The 16,444-nt window shown below is 62.2% G+C and carries 15 protein-coding genes; 14 read left to right on the forward strand and 1 reads right to left on the reverse strand.

Features of this window, described 5'->3' with window-relative positions; genetic code table 11:
• The first annotated feature begins 167 nt into the window (after positions 1 to 167).
• The 14 genes from VB672_RS17985 to lpxB all read left to right on the forward strand — a co-directional run bounded on the left by VB672_RS17985 (position 168) and on the right by lpxB (position 14,783).
• Positions 168 to 1,190 (forward strand): 30S ribosomal protein S2, encoded by a 1,023-nt coding sequence (locus VB672_RS17985; protein ID WP_329785579.1) that lies wholly within the window; start codon positions 168 to 170, stop codon positions 1,188 to 1,190.
• A gap of 105 nt (positions 1,191 to 1,295) precedes the next feature.
• Positions 1,296 to 2,225 carry a translation elongation factor Ts gene (tsf, locus tag VB672_RS17990; protein ID WP_329785580.1) on the forward strand — a complete coding sequence of 310 codons (930 nt, stop codon included), beginning with the start codon at positions 1,296 to 1,298 and terminating at the stop codon, positions 2,223 to 2,225.
• Between the two features lie 71 nt (positions 2,226 to 2,296).
• The gene (gene pyrH / locus VB672_RS17995; RefSeq protein ID WP_442932100.1) at positions 2,297 to 3,010 is read left to right on the forward strand and encodes a UMP kinase; all 714 of its coding nucleotides are present in this window, start codon (positions 2,297 to 2,299) and stop codon (positions 3,008 to 3,010) included.
• Positions 3,011 to 3,081: 71 nt separating this feature from the next.
• Entirely contained in the window at positions 3,082 to 3,642 is a 561-nt protein-coding gene (gene frr, locus VB672_RS18000; protein ID WP_329785581.1) for a ribosome recycling factor, read from the forward strand.
• A gap of 87 nt (positions 3,643 to 3,729) precedes the next feature.
• The gene (locus VB672_RS18005; protein ID WP_329785582.1) at positions 3,730 to 4,437 is read left to right on the forward strand and encodes an isoprenyl transferase; all 708 of its coding nucleotides are present in this window, start codon (positions 3,730 to 3,732) and stop codon (positions 4,435 to 4,437) included.
• Positions 4,438 to 4,514: 77 nt separating this feature from the next.
• Positions 4,515 to 5,297 (forward strand): phosphatidate cytidylyltransferase, encoded by a 783-nt coding sequence (locus VB672_RS18010; protein ID WP_329785583.1) that lies wholly within the window; start codon positions 4,515 to 4,517, stop codon positions 5,295 to 5,297.
• A 6-nt stretch (positions 5,298 to 5,303) separates the two neighbouring features.
• Positions 5,304 to 6,485 carry a 1-deoxy-D-xylulose-5-phosphate reductoisomerase gene (gene dxr / locus VB672_RS18015; RefSeq protein ID WP_329785584.1) on the forward strand — a complete coding sequence of 394 codons (1,182 nt, stop codon included), beginning with the start codon at positions 5,304 to 5,306 and terminating at the stop codon, positions 6,483 to 6,485.
• A 20-nt stretch (positions 6,486 to 6,505) separates the two neighbouring features.
• Positions 6,506 to 7,669, forward strand: coding sequence for an RIP metalloprotease RseP (gene rseP, locus VB672_RS18020; RefSeq protein ID WP_329785585.1), 1,164 nt, complete (start codon positions 6,506 to 6,508; stop codon positions 7,667 to 7,669).
• A 166-nt stretch (positions 7,670 to 7,835) separates the two neighbouring features.
• On the forward strand, positions 7,836 to 10,217 hold the full coding sequence (bamA, locus tag VB672_RS18025; RefSeq protein WP_329785586.1) for an outer membrane protein assembly factor BamA: 2,382 nt from the start codon (positions 7,836 to 7,838) through the stop codon (positions 10,215 to 10,217).
• Between the two features lie 38 nt (positions 10,218 to 10,255).
• Entirely contained in the window at positions 10,256 to 11,320 is a 1,065-nt protein-coding gene (gene lpxD / locus VB672_RS18030) for a UDP-3-O-(3-hydroxymyristoyl)glucosamine N-acyltransferase (protein WP_329785587.1), read from the forward strand.
• A gap of 40 nt (positions 11,321 to 11,360) precedes the next feature.
• Complete coding sequence (gene fabZ, locus VB672_RS18035; protein WP_329785588.1) at positions 11,361 to 11,825, forward strand: 3-hydroxyacyl-ACP dehydratase FabZ; 465 nt, start codon at positions 11,361 to 11,363, stop codon at positions 11,823 to 11,825.
• Positions 11,825 to 12,634, forward strand: coding sequence for an acyl-ACP--UDP-N-acetylglucosamine O-acyltransferase (gene lpxA, locus VB672_RS18040; RefSeq protein WP_329785589.1), 810 nt, complete (start codon positions 11,825 to 11,827; stop codon positions 12,632 to 12,634). The genes fabZ and lpxA overlap by 1 nt, the downstream gene beginning before the upstream one ends.
• A 135-nt stretch (positions 12,635 to 12,769) precedes the next feature.
• Entirely contained in the window at positions 12,770 to 13,612 is an 843-nt protein-coding gene (locus VB672_RS18045) for an LpxI family protein (RefSeq protein WP_329785705.1), read from the forward strand.
• On the forward strand, positions 13,605 to 14,783 hold the full coding sequence (lpxB, locus tag VB672_RS18050) for a lipid-A-disaccharide synthase (RefSeq protein WP_329785590.1): 1,179 nt from the start codon (positions 13,605 to 13,607) through the stop codon (positions 14,781 to 14,783). The genes VB672_RS18045 and lpxB overlap by 8 nt, the downstream gene beginning before the upstream one ends.
• 202 nt (positions 14,784 to 14,985) lie before the next feature.
• Here the strand turns inward: lpxB and gltA are convergent, their stop codons facing one another.
• The gene (gene gltA / locus VB672_RS18055) at positions 14,986 to 16,278 is read right to left on the reverse strand and encodes a citrate synthase (protein WP_329785591.1); all 1,293 of its coding nucleotides are present in this window, start codon (positions 16,276 to 16,278) and stop codon (positions 14,986 to 14,988) included.
• Positions 16,279 to 16,444 lie beyond the last annotated feature (166 nt).

Raw genomic sequence — 16,444 nt, forward strand, 5'->3', positions numbered from 1 at the left:
GGAAGTCGCGCTCTGGAGGTCTGACATCCTCCGCTTGCATTTCCGCGCTTTTACCCCTATATGCGCGCCTATCCCACACGCGGAATCCCCTCATGAGCCCATGAGGATACCCCGGTGGCCGGAAGTCCGGTCCACTGTTCCGCGGAGGCTTAACCGGAGAATAGACTATGGCGCTTCCCGATTTCTCGATGCGCAGCCTGCTTGAGGCTGGCGCGCACTTTGGCCACCAGGCTCACCGTTGGAACCCGAAGATGGGTCAGTACATCTTCGGCACCCGCAACAACATCCACATCATCGACCTCGCCCAGACGGTTCCGATGCTGCACCGCGCCCTTCAGGCCGTCAGCGACACCGTCGCCAAGGGCGGTCGTGTGCTCTTCGTCGGCACCAAGCGTCAGGCTTCCGATGCGGTCGCCGATGCGGCCAAGCGTTCGGCTCAGTACTACGTGAATTCCCGCTGGCTCGGCGGCATGCTGACCAATTGGAAGACGATCTCCGGCTCGATCCAGCGCCTGCGCAAGGTCGACGAGATCCTCGCCGGCGGCGGCCAGGGCCTCACGAAGAAAGAGCGCCTCATGCTCGCCCGCGAGAAGGAGAAGCTCGAGCGCGCTCTCGGCGGCATCAAGGATATGGGCGGCACGCCCGACCTGATCTTCGTCATCGACACCAACAAGGAGCAGCTGGCGATCCAGGAGGCCAAGCGCCTCGGCATCCCAGTGGCTGCCATCGTCGACACGAACTGCGATCCGGACGGCATCACCTTCCCGGTTCCGGCCAATGACGACGCCGGTCGCGCGATCTCGCTTTACTGCGATCTGGTCGCCCGCGCCGCTCTCGACGGCATCTCCCGTGGTGCCGGCGCTATGGGCATCGATATCGGCGAGTCCGAGAACCCGATGGCCGAGGAACTCCCGGCAAACGACACGGCCGTTGCCGCCTATGAAGGCGAGCAGTTCGAGCGTCTGGCTGCCCCGCGTGGTGCTCCGGATGACTTGACCAAGCTGAACGGCGTCGGTCCGCAGCTCGAGAAGAAGCTCAACGAGGCCGGCATCTTCCACTACTGGCAGCTGGCCGCCATGCAGCCGGGCGATGCCGCCCAGCTCGACAAGGACCTGAAGCTGAACGGTCGCCTGGAGCGTGACGGCTGGATCAACCAGGCCCGCTCGATGATCGAAGCCGCTGCTGCGTAAGCCTTACGGCGCCGCGACATGCAGCGCCGCTTGAACGATTGACCGAGCCCGGCGTTCCACGAGCGCCGGGCTCCCTCTATGCGTGAACCTTTGAAAGGAAAAGCCATGGCGAACATCACCGCTGCGATGGTGAAAGAGCTGCGCGAGACGACCAGCGCCGGCATGATGGACTGCAAAGCCGCTCTCGCCGAGACCAACGGCGACATGGAGGCTGCGATTGACTGGCTCCGCAAGAAGGGCCTGTCGAAGGCCGCTAAGAAGGCTGGCCGCGTGGCCGCCGAGGGTCTGGTGGCCGTCGAGTCGTCCGGTCATACCGCGACGATTCTCGAGGTGAACTCCGAGACGGATTTCGTCGCCCGCAACGACCAGTTCCAGGCCTTCGTTCGCGAAGCCGCCAAGATCGGCCTGATGGGCAACGGCACCATCGAATCGCTCGAGGCTGCCCACTTCCCCGGTTCGCAGACGACCGTGAAGGATCGCCTGCAGGAGCTCATCGCCACCATCGGCGAGAACATGACCCTGCGCCGGATCGCCAAGCTCGAAGTGTCCAAGGGCGTGATTGCGTCTTATGTCCACAACGCGGTGACCGAAGGCCTCGGCAAGATCGGCGTCCTGGTGGCCCTTGAGTCCGAGGGTGACGTGACCGTTCTCGGCACGCTCGGCCGCCAGATCGCCATGCACGTGGCAGCCACCAACCCGGTGGCCCTCGATGCGTCGGGTGTGGATCAGGCGACGGTCGAGCGCGAGAGCGCCATCCTGCGGGACAAGAATGCCGGCAAGCCGGACCATGTCATGCAGAAGATCATCGAGAGCGGCTTGAAGAGCTACTTCAAGGAAGTCACCCTCCTGGAGCAGCCTTTCGTTCACGATCCTTCGAAGACCGTAACCCAGGTCCTCAAGGAAGCCGAATCCAAAGCCGGCAAGCCGGTTACCCTCAAGGCCTTCGTCCGCTTTGCTCTGGGAGAGGGCATCGAGAAGGAAGAGGCTCCGGACTTCGCGGCGGAAGTGGCCGCCCAGGCCGGTCTCAAGGCCTAAATCGAACCCAGGCAAACGGCGGCTCTTCAGCCGCCGTTTTCATGAGAGGTCTCGAAAAGAAAGGTCTGACGATGGCAACGTTCCGGCGCATCCTGGTGAAACTTTCGGGTGAGGCCTTGATGGCTCCCGATGGATACTGGCTCGACTCGCAGATCCTGTCTTCGCTGGCTGAGGATCTCGCCCAGGCCACCCGCGCCGGCTTCGAGATCGCCGTCGTCATCGGCGGCGGCAACATCATCCGCGGCGCCCGCATGAGCGCCGCCGGCTGGATCGACCGCCCCACCGCCGATTCCATGGGCATGCTCGGGACGGTGATGAACTCGCTCGCGATCGAGACGGCCCTGAACGCGGCCGGCGTTCCGGCTCGGACCATGTCGGCCGTCTCGATGCCGACGATCTGCGAAACCTACGCCCGTCAGCCGGCCCTGCACCACCTCGACAAGGGCCAAGTCGTCGTCCTGGCCGGCGGCACCGGCAACCCCTTCTTCACCACCGATACGGCGGCCGTCCTTCGCGCTGCGGAACTGCGTTGCGACGCGGTCCTGAAGGCGACGCAGGTCGATGGCGTCTACTCGGCAGATCCGAAAAAGGATCCCAATGCGGTCCGATTCGATCGTCTCACCCATGACGAGGCCATCGCCAAGGACCTGAAGGTGATGGATACGGCAGCGTTCGCCCTGGCGCGGGAGAGCAGGCTCTCGATCATCGTGGGCTCCGTGCACGCCCCCAGCTCCGTCACTGCTCTTCTCCAGGGGAAAGTGCCCTCGACGGTGGTCGCCCCTTGATCCTAGGGCCTTGATGCTGGACCCTGGGAAGCGTAAGCCCGTTTAAATAGTTCGCGTTAGGACAAAATCTGATGGCCACGACCTTTGATCTCGCCGATGTGAAGCGCCGCATGCAGGGCGCCATCAACGCTTTCAAGAACGACCTGGCTAGCCTTCGCACCGGGCGCGCCTCGCCGAACCTTCTCGATCCCATTCAGGTCGATGCTTATGGCTCCCTGATGCCGATCACCCAAGTTGCCACGGTCAACGTGCCGGAGCCGCGGCTACTTAGCGTTCAGGTCTGGGACCGGGGCATGGTGGCCGCTGTGGAGAAGGCGATCCGGGAATCGGATCTCGGCCTGAACCCGCAGACCGAGGGCCAGGTCATCCGCCTGCGCATCCCGGAAATGAACGAGCAGCGCCGCAAGGAAATGGTTAAGGTGGCGCACAAATATGCCGAGGAGGCTCGCGTGGCCGTTCGCCATGTGCGCCGCGACGGTCTCGATCTTCTCAAGAAACTTGAGAAGGACAGCGCGATCAGCGAGGATGACGGGAAACGCCACGCGGACCAGGTTCAGAAGGCCACCGATCAGTTCGTAGCCGAGATCGACAGCCTCCTCGTGACCAAGGAAAAGGAAATCATGCACGTCTGATCGTCAGGCGGGCATCAGGACGGAAATATGAGCGGCGAAGCCACAAGGTCGGCCCCAAGCCTTGCCTGTACGGAAGCAGGCGAGGGGATGCCGACCCATGTCGCCATCATCATGGATGGGAACGGACGTTGGGCCGCGCAGAGAGGGTTGCCCCGGTTCGAGGGGCATCGGAAGGGGATTGACGCGATCCGCCGTGCGGTGAGAACCGCGACCGATCTCGGCATTCGGTACCTCACCGTCTACAGCTTCTCGGCGGAAAATTGGCGCAGGCCAGCTGATGAGGTTTCCTACCTCATGGGTCTCCTCAAGCGGTTCGTGCGGCACGATCTCGCCGAGCTTCACGCCAATAACATCCGGGTCCGGATCATTGGCGAACGGGACGGATTAGCTTCTGATATTCGCCTGCTGCTGGATGAGGCGGAGCAGCTCACCCGGTCGAACACCGGCTTGACCCTGGTCATCGCCTTTAACTACGGCGGGCGTCAGGAGATCGTGAGTGCCGTGCGGGCCCTTGCGCGCAAGGTGAGGGACGGAGAGCTCGATCCTGCCGACATCGACATGGACACGGTTGGAGCCACCCTGGACACGCATGGCATTCCAGACCCCGATCTCGTCATCCGGACTTCGGGCGAGCAGCGGGTGTCGAACTTCCTCACCTGGCAGACCGCCTACTCCGAGTTCGTCTTCCTGCCCTGCTACTGGCCGGACTTCGATGAGACGGCATTCCGGGCCGCCATCGACGAATATTGCAGGCGCGATCGCCGTTTCGGCGGTTTGAGCGCCCGGGCGGGCTAATGATGGTCGCAGACCAAGGTTCATCCCTGCCGTCCCGTCCCAAACCAGCCTCATCCAAGGAATTGACGACGCGGGTCATGTCCGCCGTCGTCATGATCGCCGCCGCCCTTCTGACGGCTTACTGGGGCGGCTGGCCCTTTGCCCTGTTCTGGCTCGCTGCTGGAATTGCCGTCATGGTGGAATGGACGCGCATGACCGGCACGGAACCGCGCGCCCTGGTGCAGGGTATTCTGGGCCTCGGCCTCACCGCTTTGACCGTTCTCTTCCTGGCGGATGCAAACATCGGCCTGTTCATGGCGGCGGGACTTTTCTTTCTCGTATTGGGCGCGCTGCTGACACGGGGCACCGCCACCAGGATCTGGTCGGCTTCGGGTTTCCTCTATGCGTCCCTCATCGTTCTCGTTCCACCACTTGTGCGCGATCATCTCGAACTCGGGATCTTGGGTCTCCTGTGGATGTTCGCTGTAGTGTGGTCGACGGATATTGCCGCCTATTTCACTGGCCGGACCTTGGGTGGTCCGAAGCTTTGTCCGCCCATCAGCCCGAAGAAGACCTGGTCCGGTTTCATCGGCGGCGTCATTGCCGCGGGACTGAGCGGCGTCCTGGTCGCCTGGGCCGGGGAGAAGTATGGACTGAGCCTGCCCTTCGGCTTTCTCGGCATAGCCATCCTCTCCATCGTCGCATCGGTCGCGAGCCAGATCGGAGACCTCGGGGAATCGGCTCTCAAGCGCTATTGCAGCGTCAAGGATTCGAGCCATCTCATCCCGGGCCACGGTGGCGTCATGGATCGCCTGGACGGCTTTTGGGCCGTATGTCTCATCGTAGCGGCCGTTCTTTTGACAATTCACCTCACTGCATAGGCATTGATGACCCGTTCCCTCACGATTCTCGGAGCAACCGGCTCCATCGGCCGTTCAACTGCCGATGTCGTTCTCGCTCACCGCGATGAGTTGCGCGTTGAAGCCGTCGTGGGCGGGCGGGATGCTGCAGCCCTCGGGAAAGTCGCCCGGCAACTTGGAGCCAGGTTCGCCGCGCTCGCCGATGAGCGAGGGGGAGAGGCATTAAGGCAAGCCCTGTCAGGGAGCGGGATCGAAAGCGGCGCAGGAGAGGCTGCCGTTCTGGAGGCTGTCGAGCGTGACGCAGACATCGTCCTGGCTGCCATCAGCGGAACGGCGGGTTTGGCCCCCACTCATGCGGCACTGAAGCCGGGTAGGCGGCTTGCGCTTGCCAACAAGGAAAGCCTCGTCTGTGCCGGCAGTGCCTTCATGGCCGATGCTAGCCGCCTCGGCGTCGCGATCATTCCGGTGGATTCCGAGCATAACGCCCTGGAACATGCTCTCGCGGCCGGCTCCAACAGGGATGTGGAAAAGGCGGTGATAACCGCATCCGGGGGTCCTTTCCGCACATGGAGCAGGGAACGTATCGCAAAGGCCACTGCCAAGGAGGCCTCCGCCCATCCGGTCTGGTCCATGGGATCCAAGATCAACATCGACTCGGCCACATTGATGAACAAGGGCCTCGAGTTGATCGAGGCCCATCATCTGTTCGACCTTGGGGCAGAGCGGCTCGATGTCCTTGTCCACCCCGAAGCCATCGTGCATGGCCTCGTCCAGTGGTGCGATGGTGCCGTCACAGCTGGGCTTGCCCTGCCGGATATGAAGGTTCCGATTGCCAATGCGCTGCGGGATGAAACCCGTCTGACCATGGACTTGCCCCGTCTCGATCTTGCCGCGATTGGCCGATTAAGCTTCGAGCGGGCTGACGAAGGGCGCTTCCCGTGCCTATCTCTGGCCAAGGCAGCACTCAGGGCCGGAGGGGCAATCCCGACGATCCTGAACGCCGCCAATGAGATCGCCGTCGAGGCCTACATGGCAGGTCGAATTGCATTTTATGATGTTTCAGAGATAGTTGAGAAGGTTTGCTCGACTTTCTCTGGAAGAAGCATCGCAGCACCATCGACGGTGACGGAGGCTCTGGACATCGATCAGGAGGCCCGTCAGACCGCACGAATACTCATTCCGGCGCTTGCCGGAGCGACGCGGCTCTGAAGCCCGCGAAAGGGACAATGATGGACTTTCTCACGACGATCAGCGGCGCGACAGGATCCCTGTTCCTGACCCTGATCTCCTTTCTCGTGGTTCTCACGGTAGTCGTGTTCATCCACGAATTCGGCCATTTCTGGGTCGGCCGGCTCTGCGGTGTCGGGGTGACAGCCTTTTCCATCGGCTTCGGGCGCGAATTGGTCGGCTGGACCGATCGGACGGGCACCCGCTGGAAGATCTCCGCCATCCCCCTCGGAGGCTACGTCAAGTTCGTTGGCGACCTCAACGCGGCCAGCGTTCCCGATCAGGAACAGCTGGATCGGATGCCCTTGGAGCAGCGGGCAATCAGTTTTCCCCATCAGAATGTGGCCAAGCGCGCCGCCATCGTGGCTGCCGGCCCTATCGCCAATTTCATTCTGGCCATCGCCATCTTTGCGGGCTTCAACTACTTCAATGGCCGCCAGGTTCTGGAGCCCAGGATCGAGGCGGTTCAGCCCGGAAGCGCGGCCGAAAAGGCCGGATTTCAACCCAAGGACCTGATTCTAACCGTTGACGGCCGGCAGATCCAGACCTTCGCCGACATGCAGCTCATCGTCAGCTCCAGTGCTGGTGAACCGCTTGTTTTTACGGTTGAGCGCAACGGGCAGACTACTGCCCTTACGGCAATACCGAACTTTGTCGAGCGGACTAGTCCCTTCGGCAAACAGCGCATCGGGCTTCTCGGTGTCGAGGCTTCCCGGGATCCTTCGGCGATCAAGCGGCTGACCTATACCCCCTGGGGTGCCGTTAAGGCAGCCGTGGTGGAAACCTGGAACCTCGTTGAGCGGACCCTCAACTTCATCCGCCGCCTGGTGATGGGATGGGAATCGGCCGATCAACTCTCCGGCCCCATCGGGATTGCCCGGGCCTCTGGGACGGCCTTCGACATTGGAGGGGTCTATAGCCTGGTCAGCCTCATCGGCTTCATGTCGGTCTCGATCGGGCTCATTAACCTTTTTCCCATTCCGCTGCTGGATGGCGGCCACCTTATGTTCTATGCCATTGAGGCGGTTCGCGGGCGTCCTTTGAGCGAAAAAGCCCAGGAAATCGGCTTCAGAATCGGGTTTGCCCTGGTGGCGATGCTCATGCTGTTCGCCACTTGGAATGATCTTGTTCACCTTGGCACCAGTTTTCTGGCCCAGGGATCGTGACAAGGACGCCACGCTCCTGAAAAATTGGTACTCTGTTGTGGATGTGCCGTTTGCAATAGCGGCGAAAGTTTGTACAAGCGGTCCACACGGATAAGGTTGGGGGCACTCGTCTCCAACCTGCGGGGCAATCCTCGCTAGGGACAGAATATAAAGAACGGGCCAGTTGATGATGTCGACGACCACGCCTCGCCGGAAAAAGCCGGCCACGACCGCCATTGTCGCAATCAGCGCGCTGATGGCTGGGATTACTGCCGCGGAGAGCGCCTTCGCGCAGCAAGTGGCCCCGGGGAATCGCCGCGCTTCGGCTGCACAGGGACCCGTCGTCAACCGGGTCGTGATCGAAGGAAACAAGAGGGTCGAGAAGGCCCTGATCGAGGATCAGCTGCAGGCTCGGGCCCGCGCGCCTTACAGTCAGGCGGCGGTGGATGCCGACGTCCAGCGCATCCTTGAGGTGTACCGCCGTTCCGGGCGGGGCCTCGCTCAGGTGACCCCCCGACTGGTGGATCTCCCGAATGGCACGGTCGACGTGGTCTACACCATCAACGAGGGTGATAAGACCGGCGTGAAGGAGATCCGGTTCGTCGGGAACAACCAGGTATCGTCCAGCCGTCTGCGTGGTGTCATGCAGACCACTGAGACGAACCTCCTCAGTTTCCTCAAGAGCACCGACGTTTACGATCCGGACCGTCTCTCGAACGATCTGGACCTTATCCGCCGGTACTACCTGAAGAACGGCTACGCCGATTACCGCCTCGTTTCGAGCGATGTGCAGTTTGACCCGAACGCCGGCGGCTATGTCATCACCATCGCGGTGGAAGAGGGCGAGCAGTATCGGTTCGGCAGCGTGAGCGTAGATCCTCGGATTGAAGGCGTCGATCCCGGGGCCGTGCGCCGGGGGATCGCGACCTCCGAAGGGTCGGTTTACAACGCCGAAGCCGTCGAGAAGTCGGTTCAGGCGCTGACCACCAATGTGGGCCGCCAGGGCAATCCTTTTGCTCAGGTGCGTCCGGTCGGCACGCGCGATCCGTCGACACGGACGGTCAACATCGCCTATGTGGTCGAAGAAGGTCCTCGAATCTACATCGAGCGTATCAACGTGCGCGGCAACAGCCGTACCCGCGATTACGTGATCCGCCGCGAGTTCGAGCTCGGCGAGGGCGATGCCTACAACCAGGTTCTCGTCGACCGTGCCGAGCGTCGCCTGAACAACCTCGGCTACTTCAAGCGTGTCCGCATCTCCAACGAGCCCGGCTCGTCCGCCGACCGCGTGGTCGTGAACGTGGATGTGGAGGATCAGTCCACCGGTTCGTTCGCCATCTCGGGCGGCTACTCGACGGCTGACGGCTTCATCGGTGAAGTCTCGGTCACCGAGACCAACTTCCTCGGCAGGGGCCAGTTCGTCCGTCTCGCCGGCCAGCTGGGTCAGCGCGCCCACGGCGTCGACTTCTCGTTCACGGAGCCGTACTTCCTCGGCTACCGGATGTCGGCCGGTATCGACCTGTTCTCGAAGTTCAGCGACCAGACCCGGTATTCGCGGTACGAAAACCGCATGACCGGCGGTACGCTACGCCTGGGTCTTCCGTTCACGGAAGAGTTCACGATCACCGCACGGTATTCGCTCTACCAGCAGTCGCTGGATATTCCGAACGATGTCGATCAGCCCTTCAACGACTGCTCGGCTCCGATCCCGGGCTATACACAGCTGAATGCCAATGGTTCGCCGAACCGTCAGTTCTGCGAAGGCAACGGCGAGGCTTCGCTGGCCATCAAGGAATCTCAGGGCGATACCATCACGTCGCTCGCGGGCTTGACGTTCAACTACAACACGCTCGACAGCATCCGTGAGCCTCGCAATGGCTTCTATGCCGAAGTGAAAACCGACTTCGCCGGTCTCGGGGGCGACTCACGCTATTTCCGGGTGACCGGCGACGCTCGCTATTATCGTGAACTGTTCGAGGACGTGGTGGGTATCGCCCGTGTCCAGGGCGGCCACATTATGGGCTTCGACAACAACGACGGCGGCGACAACGGCGATCTGCGCATTGTCGACCACTTCTTCATGGGACCGTCGCTGGTCCGCGGCTTTGCCCCCAATGGCATCGGCCCGCGTGACATTTCGAGCCTCGACAGTCGAGCCAACGCCATCGGCGGCACCACCTACTTCGGCGGCACGCTCGAAGTGCAGTTCCCGATCTGGGGTCTGCCGCGCGAGCTCGGTCTGAAGGGCGCTGTCTTCGCCGATGCCGGCACGCTCTTTGGTTACGAAGGTCCGACTAGGTTCAACCTGAACGGTGGCAGCATCCTCGATCCGGCCGACGCGGTCTGCACCCAGGATCCCAACGTGCCGCAGAACTGCATCGAGGTTCTCGACAGCGAGAAGATCCGGTCCTCTGTCGGCGCTTCCATCCTCTGGAGCTCGCCGCTCGGTCCGATCCGCTTCGACTACGCGTTTGCACTCTCGAAGGAAGAGGGTGTTTGGAGAGACGGCGTTCGGGTCGGCGCAGACCGCACCCAGGCCTTCCGGTTCTCGGGCGGCACACGCTTCTAATCGGGGAGGGCGCCCAATGGCGCCCTCACTTATTGTTCATGACAGAATCCAATTTCTTTCCGCAAAGCCAGACGTTGACGTTGCGTCAGGTGGCGGAGATGGCGAATACGACGCTCCCCGACGGCATCGACGGGGAGCTTTTGCTTAAGGGCGTTGCTCCGCTCGAAAGCGCCGGCCCTGGTGATCTCGCCTATATGGACAACCCGGCCTATGTCGGAGCTCTTGCGGCCACCCGTGCCGGCGCCTGCCTCGTGACGCCGCGCTATGCAGCGAAGGTTCCAACGGAAACCGTCGCCATCGTGACCCCGCAGGCCTATCGCGTTTTCGCGCAGGTGCTCGGGCTCCTGTTCCCCTCGGCCATGCGGCCGGAATCGTCCTTCGCGTCGACCGGGATCTCGCCCGGCTCCTTCGTCCATCCCTCCGCGCGGCTGGAGCATGGTGTCCGGGTCGATCCCGGAGCCGTCATCGGTCCTCACGCAGAAATCGGATCGGGAACGCTGATCGGGGCGCATGCGGTCATAGGCCCAAAGGTGAAGATCGGGCGCGACTGTTCCATCTCGGCCAATGTCACCGTGTCCCATGCCTTCATCGGCAACCGGGTCATTCTTCACCCCGGCGTGCGTATCGGCCAGGACGGATTTGGCTTTGCCATGGGACCTCAAGGGCATCTCAAGGTGCCGCAGGTCGGTCGGGTCATCATCCAGGACGATGTGGAAATCGGCGCCAACACGACGGTGGACCGGGGTGCGAGCCGCGATACGGTAATCGGCGAAGGCACGAAAATCGATAACCTCGTCCAGATTGCCCATAATGTGGTGATCGGCCGTCATTGCGTGATCGTCGCCCAGGTCGGCATCGCCGGATCCACCACGATCGAGGACTACGTGGCTCTCGGGGGGCAGGTCGCCGTCAAGGGCCATGTGCGGATCGGCATGGGTGCCCAGATCGCGGCGACCAGTGGAGTCAATGGCGACGTTCCGCCCGGCGCCCGCTGGGGCGGTATCCCTGCTCGCCCCATGCGCGAATGGTTCCGCGAGATCACGGCCCTGAAAAAGCTTGCATCCCAGGGCGATTCCGCCAAAGACGACGATGCGTCCTCATAACGTTCGTTGAAGGCATTCACTACCGCCTGGAGTTCACGTCATGTCCGAAGCGCCCACCACGCTTCAAACCGCCGATATCATGGAAATCCTGGAGCTTCTGCCGCACCGGTATCCCTTCCTCCTGGTCGACAGGATCATCGAGATCGACGGCGACAGATCGTGCATCGGCATCAAGAATGTCACCTTCAATGAGCCACAATTCACGGGCCATTTTCCCTCGCGTCCGATCTTCCCCGGCGTTTTCCTAATCGAGGCCATGGCTCAGACGGCGGGCGCCATCTGCGTCAAGGCGAAGATGGCCGAGCAGGCGAAGCCGAAGCAGGTATTTTTTATGACGATTGACAAGGTGAAGTTCCGCAAGCCGGTGGAGCCCGGCGACCGGGTCGAATTCCATATGCGGAAGCTGAACAACCGCCGCAACATGTGGTGGTACAAAGGCGAGGCGAAGGTGGACGGTACGCTCGTCTGCGAAGCCGAGGTCAGTGCCATGCTGGTGCTCGAATAATGGAAACCGTGATCCATCCGACCGCCGTCATCGAGGATGGCGCGAAGATCGGCCAGGGCGTGACGATCGGCCCTTTCTGCACCGTCGGCCCCGAGGTCGAATTGGGCGAAGGCTGCCAGTTGATGAGCCACGTGGCCCTTGCCGGTCGAACGACGATCGGTCCGCGGACGCGCATCTTCCCCTTTGCCTCCATCGGCCACATCCCGCAGGATCTGAAGTACAAGGGCGAGTCGTCGACCCTTGAGATCGGTGCCGACTGCATGATCCGCGAAGGCGTGACCATGAACCCAGGCACCGAAGGCGGCGGTCTGCGCACCGTCATCGGGGACCGCTGCGCCTTCCTGGCCAATTCCCACGTGGGTCATGACACAAAGGTCGGGAACGATTGCATTCTCTCGAACAATGTGATGCTGGCAGGCCATGTCACGGTGGGCGATTTCGTGATCTTCGGCGGTGGCTCGGCGGTCATCCAGTTCGCGCGCGTCGGCTCCCATGCGTTCGTCGGAGGCATGTCGGGCCTGGAGAACGACCTCATTCCCTATGGCATGGCCATGGGCAACAGGGCCCATCTGGCTGGCCTCAACATCATCGGCCTGCGCCGCCGCGGCTTCACCCGCGAGCAGATCCACGACATCCGCCGGGCTTATCGTCTGCTGTTCGCCGATGAGGGCACGTTGGCCGAGCGGGTGGAGGATGTAGCCGGCGAATTCGATGACCACCCCTTCGTGCACGAGATCCTCGACTTCATTCGCGATGGCAAGGACCGCGCGATCTGCACGCCGCGGGATCCCGTCAGTTCGGTCGGTTAGCGCATCGTGCGGAAAAGTGGTTCCGGTTTTCCGCGCCCAACGATGCGCTCACCAAAGGAGAAAGCATCGGACGGATCCCAAAATTGCGAGTCCACTTTTGGGTCCGATGCTCCAACGCCCGCTGGCCCAATTGCGATTCTCGCCGGCGCCGGGCAGCTTCCGATTCAACTCGTAAACCATCTTGAGCGGACGGGACAGGATGTGCGGGTGCTGGCGTTCCGCGGCTTCGCGAACGCGGAGCTGCGCAGTCGAGCGCATGCCACCGTCGATCTCCTCGACCTTAAGATGATCATGAGCACCCTGGAAGGATGGCGGCCGCAGGCCGTGTCCCTCGTGGGCGCCGTACGCCGTCCCGGCTTCTCCGCGCTCCTGAGCGCGTATTCGCTGTTGCGGAACATGCACGAGGTGAAGGAGGTCATCACCCGGGGCGACGATCAGGTCCTGCGTGGAGCCGTGATGCTGCTCGAAGAGCGTGGACACCGGGTGGTTGGTGCCCACGAGCTCGCTCCCAATCTCGTCGCTGCTCGTTCCTTGAGCGGAACTCGGCAACCCAGTGTCGACGATCGCGAGGCTATCGCGCTCGGCCTCGACCTTCTCAAGTCCTTGTCCGCCTTCGACATCGGCCAAGGTGCCGTCATTGCCCGCAGGCACGTGCTGGCGATCGAGGGACCTGAAGGCACCGACCGGATGATGCGCCGGGTGATGAGGATGCGCCAATCCTGGTTCGGCCTCCGGCGTCGTGAGGAGGGCGGGGTGCTGATCAAGGCCGCCAAACGCGGCCAGGATCTTAGGGTCGACATGCCAACCATTGGACCTCGCACGATCGTCGAGGCGGCGAAGGCAGGCCTTTCCGGCATCGCCATCGGCGCAGGCTCCACCTTCGTCCTGGAGCAGGAGAAAACCTTGAGAACGGCTGACCGTCTTGGTCTGTTCCTGATCGCAGTAGACCTGCCCTGGATGGAGGATCCCCGTGGCTGACGCTAAGCCTCTGACCATCTGGATCGTGTCCGGAGAGGAATCGGGCGATCAACTCGGCTCGAAACTGATGCGTTCCTTGAAGGCGAAGTTTGGAAGCGAACGCCTGCGTTTCGGCGGTGTCGGCGGGCACGCCATGGAAAGGGAGGGGCTGAGAAGCCTGTTCCCGCTCGAAGACATCGCCGTGATGGGTTTCTCCGCAGTCATCGCGCGGTTGCCGTCGATCCTGAAGCGCATCCGTTTCACGGTCGACACGATCGTCGCGGCTGAGCCCGACATGCTGGTCATCATCGACAGTCCCGATTTCACGCACCGCGTTGCCAAGGCCGTCAGACAGCGGGCGCCTGAAATTCCCATCATCGACTATGTCAGTCCCTCAGTCTGGGCTTGGCGCCCCGGCCGTGCACCGAAGATGCGGGCTTACGTGGATCACCTGCTCGCCCTGCTGCCTTTCGAGCCTGCCGCGCATGAGCGTCTGGGAGGGCCGCCGACCACCTATGTCGGCCACCCGCTGATCGAACGTCTTGCGGAGATCAGGCCTGCGCCCGGCGAACGAGGAAACCCGGGCGACGAACCGATCGAACTGCTCGTCCTGCCGGGCAGCCGCCGCTCGGAGGTCAGCCGGCTCATGGGGCCTTTCGGGCAGGCTTTGACGCTTCTGAAGGAACGCTCCACGCATCCGTTCGTGGTCACGATTCCGGCGGTCTCACACCTCGCGGATGAGATCAGATCGCGAGCAGAATCCTGGGACGTGAAGCCGCGTATCGTCGAGGGCGAAGCGGCCAAATGGGCGGCGTTCCGCAAGGCGGATGCGGCCCTCGCAGCCTCCGGCACCGTGACCCTGGAACTCGGGCTGTCCGGCGTGCCCTTGGTGGTCGCCTACCGGGTCTCGAAGATCGAGGAGGTGCTGAAATATCTCATCAAGGCGCCTTCCATCGTGCTGACCAACCTCGTGCTCGGCGAGAACGTCATTCCGGAGCTTATTCAGTGGGACTGCACGCCGGAAAAGCTCGCCGACGCGCTCCTGCCTCTTCTCGGGGATACTCCCGAACGCCAGAGGCAGCTGGAGGCCTTCGGCAAGCTCGATACTCTCATGAAGATTGGCGAGGAAGCTCCAAGTGAGCGGGCAGCAAGAATTGTCGAAGAGGTGCTGAGGTCGAAGGATCGTACCTGAATTCAGTCAAGAACAGGTACACTTCATGTCGTCGCAGATCTTGTGCCGATGATCTCGATGCGAAAGGCACGGCGTTTCACATCATCGGGATGTCACGCACAAGCTCGGCCATGACGTCAAAGATGTTCCTGTTGTGGGAACATTCAACGATAGAAAAAGGGGCCTTTCGGCCCCTTTCCTATTTTTGGAGTTCCAGCTTGTCTCAGCCGCGCTGAGCGACGGTGACATAGTCGCGCTCCGGCGAGCCGGTATAGAGCTGACGCGGGCGACCGATGCGTTGGGAGGGATCCTCGATCATCTCGCTCCACTGGGCGATCCAGCCGACTGTGCGGGCGAGCGCGAACAGCACCGTGAACATGGAGGTGGGGAAGCCCATCGCCTTGAGCGTGATGCCCGAATAGAAGTCGATGTTCGGATAGAGTTTCTTCTCGATGAAGTACTCGTCCTTGAGGGCAATCTGCTCGAGTTCCACAGCCACGTCGAGGAGCGGATCGTCCTTGATGCCGAGTTCGTTGAGAACCTCGTGCGTGGTCTTCTGCATGATGCGGGCGCGCGGGTCGTAGTTCTTGTAGACCCGGTGGCCGAAACCCATGAGACGGAACGGATCGTTCTTGTCCTTGGCCTTGGCGATATACTCGGGAATACGATCCGGCGTGCCGATCTCCTCGAGCATCTTCAGGGCCGCCTCGTTGGCGCCGCCATGGGCCGGACCCCACAGACAGGCGATGCCGGCCGCAATGCAGGCGAAGGGGTTTGCGCCCGAGGAGCCGGCCAGACGCACGGTCGAGGTCGAGGCGTTCTGCTCGTGGTCGGCGTGCAGGATGAAGATCCGGTCCAGGGCCCGCGAGAGCACCGGGTTGACCTTGTACTCTTCGGCCGGAACCGCAAAGCACATGCGCAGGAAGTTGGACGTGTAGTCGAGCTCGTTCTGCGGATATACGAAGGGCTGGCCGATGGAGTACTTGTAGGCCATGGCCGCCAGCGTCGGCATCTTGGCGATCATGCGCATGGAAGCGATCATGCGCTGGTGCGGATCGGAGATGTCGGTGGAGTCGTGATAGAAGGCCGAGAGTGCGCCGACGCAGGCGACCATGATGGCCATCGGGTGCGCATCACGGCGGAAGCCGGTGAAGAACCGGTTCATTTGGTCGTGCACCATGGTGTGGCGCGTGACGCGGTAATCGAAGTCGGCCTTCTGAGCGGCGGTCGGCAGCTCTCCGTAGAGCAGCAGGTAGCAGGTCTCGAGGAAGTCTCCGTGCTCCGCGAGTTGATCGATCGGGTAGCCGCGATAGAGCAGGATACCCTTGTCGCCGTCGATATAGGTGATCTTGGACTCGGTGGCGGCCGTCGAGGTGAAGCCGGGATCGTAGGTGAACATCCCCGTCTGGCCGTAGAGCTTCGAGATGTCGATGACGCTCGGGCCGATGGTGCCTTCTTTGACCGGCAGTTCCACGGACTTTCCGTCGACTGTCACTGTGCTGGTGTTGGAACTCATGCGTCATGGCCCTTTCAAAAAGGAGGCCGGGCAGAACCTAGAGCAACCAGTAGATCGGAGAAGGCCTCCGGGGCTGCCCAACCGAGGTTTGCCGGTCGGTAGGATAATGGCGCCTTCGGTAGCTTATCCGTGGGAACGGAGCAAGCACGTCTAAAGGCGAGATTCG

It is taken from the genome of Microvirga sp. CF3016 (assembly GCF_036314085.1).
Taxonomy (GTDB): domain Bacteria; phylum Pseudomonadota; class Alphaproteobacteria; order Rhizobiales; family Beijerinckiaceae; genus Microvirga.

Bases quoted from the DNA above. Each gene is read 5' to 3' on its own strand.
- tsf (WP_329785580.1), top strand. From the start codon at position 1,296: ATGGCGAACATCACCGCTGCGATGGTGAAAGAGCTGCGCGAGACGACC.
- bamA (WP_329785586.1), top strand. From the start codon at position 7,836: ATGATGTCGACGACCACGCCTCGCCGGAAAAAGCCGGCCACGACCGCC.
- fabZ (WP_329785588.1), top strand. From the start codon at position 11,361: ATGTCCGAAGCGCCCACCACGCTTCAAACCGCCGATATCATGGAAATC.
- pyrH (WP_442932100.1), top strand. From the start codon at position 2,297: ATGGCAACGTTCCGGCGCATCCTGGTGAAACTTTCGGGTGAGGCCTTG.
- gltA (WP_329785591.1), bottom strand. From the start codon at position 16,278: ATGAGTTCCAACACCAGCACAGTGACAGTCGACGGAAAGTCCGTGGAA.
- dxr (WP_329785584.1), top strand. From the start codon at position 5,304: ATGACCCGTTCCCTCACGATTCTCGGAGCAACCGGCTCCATCGGCCGT.
- frr (WP_329785581.1), top strand. From the start codon at position 3,082: ATGGCCACGACCTTTGATCTCGCCGATGTGAAGCGCCGCATGCAGGGC.
- VB672_RS18005 (WP_329785582.1), top strand. From the start codon at position 3,730: ATGCCGACCCATGTCGCCATCATCATGGATGGGAACGGACGTTGGGCC.
- VB672_RS18010 (WP_329785583.1), top strand. From the start codon at position 4,515: ATGTCCGCCGTCGTCATGATCGCCGCCGCCCTTCTGACGGCTTACTGG.
- rseP (WP_329785585.1), top strand. From the start codon at position 6,506: ATGGACTTTCTCACGACGATCAGCGGCGCGACAGGATCCCTGTTCCTG.
- VB672_RS17985 (WP_329785579.1), top strand. From the start codon at position 168: ATGGCGCTTCCCGATTTCTCGATGCGCAGCCTGCTTGAGGCTGGCGCG.
- lpxD (WP_329785587.1), top strand. From the start codon at position 10,256: ATGACAGAATCCAATTTCTTTCCGCAAAGCCAGACGTTGACGTTGCGT.
- lpxA (WP_329785589.1), top strand. From the start codon at position 11,825: ATGGAAACCGTGATCCATCCGACCGCCGTCATCGAGGATGGCGCGAAG.